Annotated in this window: 9 protein-coding genes; 6 read left to right on the forward strand and 3 right to left on the reverse strand. The window is 48.7% G+C overall.

What is annotated here, in order from left to right; genetic code table 11:
* Positions 1 to 7 precede the first annotated feature (7 nt).
* Genes ACFOZ5_RS11255 through ACFOZ5_RS11265 form a run of 3 tightly spaced genes read right to left on the reverse strand, consistent with a single transcriptional unit; the run spans position 8 to position 986 of the window.
* A complete protein-coding gene (locus ACFOZ5_RS11255) occupies positions 8 to 433 on the reverse strand; it encodes a hypothetical protein (protein WP_379887289.1) in 426 nt (141 codons plus the stop codon).
* Positions 430 to 783, reverse strand: coding sequence for a hypothetical protein (locus ACFOZ5_RS11260; RefSeq protein WP_379887290.1), 354 nt, complete (start codon positions 781 to 783; stop codon positions 430 to 432). Before ACFOZ5_RS11260 ends, ACFOZ5_RS11255 begins: the two co-directional genes overlap by 4 nt.
* Positions 780 to 986, reverse strand: a complete 207-nt coding sequence (locus ACFOZ5_RS11265; RefSeq protein WP_379887292.1) for a hypothetical protein — start codon at positions 984 to 986, stop codon at positions 780 to 782. The genes ACFOZ5_RS11260 and ACFOZ5_RS11265 overlap by 4 nt, the downstream gene beginning before the upstream one ends.
* A gap of 525 nt (positions 987 to 1,511) precedes the next feature.
* Here ACFOZ5_RS11265 and ACFOZ5_RS11270 point away from each other — a divergent pair.
* The 6 genes from ACFOZ5_RS11270 (at position 1,512) to ACFOZ5_RS11295 (ending at position 5,986) form a co-directional block, all read left to right on the forward strand.
* Positions 1,512 to 2,153, forward strand: a complete 642-nt coding sequence (locus tag ACFOZ5_RS11270) for a hypothetical protein (protein WP_379887294.1) — start codon at positions 1,512 to 1,514, stop codon at positions 2,151 to 2,153.
* Positions 2,154 to 2,249: 96 nt separating this feature from the next.
* The gene (locus ACFOZ5_RS11275) at positions 2,250 to 3,026 is read left to right on the forward strand and encodes a DUF3825 domain-containing protein (protein WP_379887296.1); all 777 of its coding nucleotides are present in this window, start codon (positions 2,250 to 2,252) and stop codon (positions 3,024 to 3,026) included.
* Between the two features lie 108 nt (positions 3,027 to 3,134).
* A complete protein-coding gene (locus ACFOZ5_RS11280) occupies positions 3,135 to 3,986 on the forward strand; it encodes a hypothetical protein (protein ID WP_379887297.1) in 852 nt (283 codons plus the stop codon).
* Between the two features lie 104 nt (positions 3,987 to 4,090).
* Positions 4,091 to 4,534, forward strand: coding sequence for a DUF6932 family protein (locus ACFOZ5_RS11285; protein ID WP_379887299.1), 444 nt, complete (start codon positions 4,091 to 4,093; stop codon positions 4,532 to 4,534).
* A complete protein-coding gene (locus ACFOZ5_RS11290) occupies positions 4,531 to 5,454 on the forward strand; it encodes a hypothetical protein (protein ID WP_379887300.1) in 924 nt (307 codons plus the stop codon). Before ACFOZ5_RS11285 ends, ACFOZ5_RS11290 begins: the two co-directional genes overlap by 4 nt.
* A gap of 52 nt (positions 5,455 to 5,506) precedes the next feature.
* Entirely contained in the window at positions 5,507 to 5,986 is a 480-nt protein-coding gene (locus ACFOZ5_RS11295) for a hypothetical protein (protein WP_379887302.1), read from the forward strand.
* The last annotated feature ends 175 nt before the right edge of the window (positions 5,987 to 6,161 follow it).

A 6,161-nucleotide genomic window follows, 5' to 3' on the forward strand; every position in this document is an offset into this window, starting at 1 on the left:
TTAAGCTTCAGGGAGAGGGTATCGGCATCTCTCCGGATTGATAGCTGGTGGCAGCCGATAACCTGTCCTGGCAGTGCTCGCGCGAGAAATGGCGAAGCTGCCAGGACTCGCGCGTGTCGGTGTCGGACAGGTCCAGCTGCTGATAACGTTTCTGTGCGGAGAATAGCGCCGAATCGAAATCGGCTTGTTGCCAGCCTGCATCGCTCGCAGCGTCATTCAGTGTGAACGCTGCCTCCCGGTATGTTTCGGCGGCAGTTGGGTCAGACTGGTACTCAGACGCGGTGTTGGCGCACATCAAGAGATCCAGGTAGGTGCTCACTAGGGGATCCAGGCGTTTGTCAGCGGATGCGGTGCTTTCTGCTATGGCTGCGGCGGCAAAGCAGAGAGCTGCTGCGGCAACCAGCGCAGGCTTCGCTAGTGTGGTGCGTGTCATGATCGATTTTCCTCATCCAGCGTTGATGGGCTGGCTTGGACTTCTGGCTTTAGCGCAATGGAATAGCCCGCTTGCAGCGGCAAAAAGAAAATGGGCCAGATAGCAACGCTGAGCCAGAGTGAGGGTCGTGCACCAAACCAATGGGCGACCACGCTAGCACTGATAGCCAGGAGAAAGGCGCTGCACACTGTGCAACAGAACCAGTTGGCGCGGGTGGCTGCCAGGGATTTCCCCTTTATACTGGTCAGCAGCGCGAAATACAGGAACGATCCGGCAAGCCCCGAGGCCACAAGTACAATCAGCCTGTCACAGGTCTTGATAGTCCAGTAGGCCTCTCGCAGCAAGCTCACGCTTCGCCACTTCTGATTCTTTCCTGGCCATGATGCTCGATATGCCGGTAGACGGAAATGCCATTTAATATGGGAGAGAACAGATCAGGTGAGCCGGCGATCTGTCGTTCGAAACCATTGAGTCCCATCAGGTTGGCCAGGGCAGCCAGTGGTGCAGTGTTGAAGTCAGAGGTGACATAGCGGTCTACGGCTACCGTCGTCATTGGTACGCTCCTTGTCTGATAGCTTGTTAACAATCCGCTGTTATTGCTGCAAGCCTGGGATTCTTCCAGAAACGCAAAAACCGTGTCAAGGCCACACAAGATCGCCGTGCAAAGCGCTGCAACCAGCCACACAGCGGGCCCATCCCCCGGCTGTCATTGCCGATAACCGGGGTGCCATGAGCGGAAAGGGAACGTTTTATGGCGGCTCTGGTGGACAGCCTGCAGCGTTGCTAGTCACTGGGCGGCCTTCAGGTTGGCCCCGCGACGCGGGGCTTTTTTGTGTTTGAGGGGCGGGGGCCAATGGTGTAGGTTTGATACATTAATAAAAATTTAGTGATTGGGCGGGGAAAGATAGACGTCAGATGGTCGCGGTGCTGGACTAGGAAGGTGTGCTATCTAAATGATGTTTATAAATTATTTTTTGATAGGTGGCTATTTTTCCCGTAATCACAGAGCGGTTCAGTTTTCGCAATCATAGAGCGCGCTATCTAATCGCTGTTAGCCAATCAAAGGGAGATCGCTCTTTTGCTTGAAAACATCGGACTCATAGTCGCGTCATTTACCGCTATATACGGGGTCAACGAGTGGCGGCGGCAATTGAAGGGCCGCCGCGAATACGAGCTAGCAGAAGAAGTCCTTACTTTGGTGTATGACTGCAGAGATCGCTTGCGGTCTATCAGAAGCCCGTTCTCTCATACAGGAGAGGGTTCAACTCGAAAGGCCGATACCAATGAAACACCCGAGCAGACGGAATTGCTAAACCGGGCCTACATAGTTTTCGAACGCTACGAACAACATAGAGAAGTGTTTGCAGAGCTTTTTGCGCTTCGCTATCGATTTATGGCCGTGTTCGGCAAGGAAGCCGCAGAACCGTTAGAAAAATTAAGGCAATCACTGAACGAGGTTTTTGTTTCCGCAAATATGCTTCCTACCTACTGGTTGCGTCAGGGGCGTGTGCAAATGGGGGAGGAGGAGTTTGAGCGGCATCTCAAGGAAATGCATGAGCATGAATCCGTATTTTGGGGCACCTTTTCAGAAAGGGATCACTTCAATGAAAAGATCGAGGGATTGGTTTCGGAAATTGAGAGCGTTTGCTCCAAGATAATTCGCCCTGAACCCGTTTGGCAAAGATGCCGAGAGCTTATGGCCAGGCGAGACAATGGTTAACCAAACGCGCCACTCGGATGCCCTTGCCTTCGCTTCGCTACGCCAAGGGCACCGGAGCGCTCAGCGTTAAAAATAAAGAATAGACATGGAGATAGTATGTCAAATGTAGATTGGCCAGACAACTTTCACGACCTAATTTTCCTGCCAAGGATTGATGAGCACATTGACGACCTGGCTGCCATGGCAGAGCCCGAGGACTGGGCGTACGAGCATTCTGAAGCTGATCACCGAAAGCCAATTTTGTACAACTACATAAAATACACGTACAAGCGGCTGGCTGAAGAAGACAAAATCGCAATCGCTGATGATGGCCGCGCTCTTGTGTTCAATACTGGGCTTGTTACCTCTTCCCAAGAGCCCATATTTTGTTATTGCACACCCAACAACATGCCGGATACAGATGTACAGTGGCATTTTACGGCGTGGAAACGGAAAGGCGACAACGCCTTGTCGTCTTTTTCTGCATTGCCAGAAATGGCCCACTATTTCGACGACCCTACGGTGTTAGTGTTAGATCCTCGAAAGGAGTTGAGGGTTAACGTTGAGCACGTAATCGCCGATAACAAGGAGCGATTTCCGGAGCCGTACCGTTCAATGGATGAGTACCCCCTCCAAACCTTTTTGAAAGGTGCGATAGACAACGCCCAAGAGCGCGTGAAAAGAAACTATAAAACGGCCATACCCCAATACTATCGCGGTCGAGTTCAGTTGATGTTGCCTCTGTGTATAGGTAGCCCCGGTGTAGCCGATCTGGCACTAGTGGTAGAAAACCACGGTGCGTTCTACCGAGCATCAACGTGCTTAACCTTGGAAATGGCCTATAACAATGCACGACAGCTTGCGAGGCCCGATAAGGACTGGTTGCAGCCTTGAGCCATTTTTAACAAATCGCTCAAGTACATTCCCGGTCTGTCGGCCGTCCAACGGACGTCCCTGCCGCGCCGCCGCTTAGCTTTGCTGTTAGATTTCTTGGGAGACGAAGTGGATTACGCAAACCGTGAATGGCGGTATTCATACCGTCGACTCTTTGATATCTGCCCTGAGAAGAAACTTTCCAAGGTGGTAAGTCAAGTCCTGACACAATACTCGGGTTTGACGAAGGCGTGGGACGTCGAGGCAAACTCTATATGGGTTTGTCGTACATATCTTGCGACAAAGATGATTTTGAATGCTACCGTTCTAACCAATGCGCTCGAACACAGTGAGGAAACAGGCCTTAGGATTGGTAATCCTTACTACGAATACTATGCAGCGTTATCTTTGTTGCGGGCGGTTGTATACACATTGCCCACCGCTGAATGGTCTGATGGTGAACTTATCTCAGTCTCCCATTCACGGGCTATCAATCTGGCTGTTGATTGGCTTGGAAGGTTTGATCAAGATACGGCTAAGCGCCTAAAAGCACTTACACAGCAATTAAAAGCCCAGAGAGAGGTGATCTCATATCGTGCGCCAGCCAGTGGAGATTCGATTCTTGACGTCGAGTACGACCTTTATGAGCTACTGATTATGCTTTCAGAATTGGCGCAGTTCAACTCTGAGCTACTTGAACAATCAATTACGAAGAATGCCGACCCATCATCGTTTTTGGTCAGATCAGAGTACATTTCCCAGCTATCGGGATTTAAAATTAAAGGGTTCGCCTTTCACGACTCCGAAGATGCCTACCGACTTGGTTATTTAAAACGGAAAATGCCACGACCCTTCAACTTGGTGGAAACGATGACCGAAGGCCAAACCGAGGACTTCATTGGCGCGTGGGACTCCAATGAGGAAGGGAAGTTTAAGAATGGTAGTCCGTGTGACTGGCAACAGATCTTTGATGTGCCATAAGAAATCTAACCGGGCCAAGCACAGCAACAGTTTTTTCGTTGCGGCTCTGCCTACACTTCAAAGCTGCGCGTATTGGCGGCGTTAACTTAAAATAAGAGTTTGACATGGAAGAAGAACCAATATTAGAGCCCGGGCTGCACGACTTTGAGCTGGATGAGATTGGAAATCATTTTCTAACAGACTTTGCAGATTCGAGGACGAGGGCGAAATTGATAGCTAATCTTGAGGCTTACGCTAAGCTTCTTTCGGAATTGGGCGCTTCGGTAGAGTTGTGGCTAGATGGTTCTTTTACGACTAAGAAGGTAGACCCGAATGATATCGACTTGGTTGTATTCTCATCTGAAGCGGAAATAAATGCATTACCACCCAAGGAACAAGGCTTGCTCAGAGCACTTTTAGATCAGCCAACTGTCAAAAATAGATTTGGTTTGGATGTTTATTTTTGTGTAATGGAAAATCAACAATTGAGGAGTTATTGGCGCGGCTGGTTCGGCTTTAATAGGAACGAGCAGCCGAAAGGGATTGCTCGGATAACGGTGGCGGCATGAGTGAAAAGGTTAGCCAACAAAAGAAAGAGGCGAGAAGGCTTCTCGATGAGGCCAATCAAAAGGCAGAAGAAGGGAGCTTTGCTTATCAGCTGACCGCTGCTTCGATTGAGAGCCACATTGAAGAATTAGAAAAGATCGAACTTACTTCAAAAGTGAGTCCTGCATTTGAAATGTTGGATTTCCGAATAAACGCTCCAGACCTTAGAGCTGGAAGTGATCCTCTTGCATTTGTATCGAAATTGACCGAAGAAGTTAGAAAAACAATTGGTTATGCGGCACTTCGCCTAACGCAAGGTGGTATTGATAGGAAAAGAGTTCCACGACATTTATACGAAGATTTAGACCTAAGGCTTGAGGGGCTTTTGCCTGGATCTTCGAGGTTTATTGTTTCAGCAGCCGCTGAAAGAGACTTATTAGATGATGGCTTAAGTAAAGGAGCAATCGAGCGCGTATTTTCCGTTCTTGATTCCGGAGGAGAAGGTGCAGAATTTCTTAAGTCAGTTAATGAGTTAGGACCACTAGGCGCTAGAAGTTTGCGTAACTTTTTAAGGATTATTAGATCCCATGATGCTGAAGCTGAATTTACATGGAAATTCTCGGGAGAGAAAGTTCGATATTGGGAAGGGAGTAAAGATGTTCTTGATTCAGTAACAGCTGCACTTGAGGTTACTAAGATCATAGAAGAAGAACGGGTTGTTATTTACGGAAAAGTAGAGTTGCTGAGCAAGCGTGAACGGATTGACTTAAGATCGGCGGAAGGAAATCTCATAAAGATACTTTATCCAAAGCGCCTACTGCCAGCTGTTAGTAAGCTGCACCTTGAGCAAGAAGTAACCCTTTATTGTCAGGTCACTGAAACGGAAAATCCTTTAACTAATGAATCTTCTATTTTTTACGAACTATTAGAAATCAGAAGTTAACAAGGAGCTCAAGCCTAGCGGTTTGCACTGGCATTATATTTGAGGAGGCAGTTTGACAAAATTCGAGATTATCAGCTCACTCGTATCTATACTCGCTGTGGTGGTCTCTTTCTATTCGCTTCACCGCTCTAAGAGAAACCATGATCAGCTTGTTGAGCTCGAGAAAATTCATGCCAAACTCAGTGAACGGGAACTTGCTGAATACGAAAAGCGGGATCGTGATGCGCTGAAAGCTGTTTTGTCGGTGCGGATGGTAAAAGACAGAAACGCCCAAAAATTCATAATAACCAATCAGGGTGCAGCAGAAGCCAAGAACATCTACTTCGGCCTAGAGCAAGATAATGAGCACAATCCGCTTGTGCCGAACGACTATGAACAAAAAACACCTTACCGAATACTAGGACCGGGCGAAAGCTACCACCTATTGGCCTCTATTCCACTTAGTGTCCGGCAGAACGCTTATTTTGTGTCGCTTCGATGGGAAAACGCAGACGGCACTCAAGATCGCGTTTTTCGGAGCGTGGCCAGGTAAAATATAGCCAGCCGCTGTTGCCGGACAATTTCTCCATCCCTGGGCGGCTCCAAAATTGCCGCAAAGTTACGCGTTGAGGCTGTAGAAAAAGTCCCGAAAACCTCGCTCCGGGTTTGGTAGCATTGACTCATCGCAGGCCGACAAGGACCCGTCCCATGCCCCGCTTCAGGCACTA

It is taken from the genome of Marinobacter lacisalsi, from assembly GCF_042651045.1.
Classification (GTDB): domain Bacteria; phylum Pseudomonadota; class Gammaproteobacteria; order Pseudomonadales; family Oleiphilaceae; genus Marinobacter; species Marinobacter lacisalsi.

Coding starts and splice junctions, on each gene's coding strand:
- ACFOZ5_RS11255 (WP_379887289.1), bottom strand. CDS start 433: ATGACACGCACCACACTAGCGAAGCCTGCGCTGGTTGCCGCAGCAGCT.
- ACFOZ5_RS11265 (WP_379887292.1), bottom strand. CDS start 986: ATGACGACGGTAGCCGTAGACCGCTATGTCACCTCTGACTTCAACACT.
- ACFOZ5_RS11275 (WP_379887296.1), top strand. CDS start 2,250: ATGTCAAATGTAGATTGGCCAGACAACTTTCACGACCTAATTTTCCTG.
- ACFOZ5_RS11285 (WP_379887299.1), top strand. CDS start 4,091: ATGGAAGAAGAACCAATATTAGAGCCCGGGCTGCACGACTTTGAGCTG.
- ACFOZ5_RS11290 (WP_379887300.1), top strand. CDS start 4,531: ATGAGTGAAAAGGTTAGCCAACAAAAGAAAGAGGCGAGAAGGCTTCTC.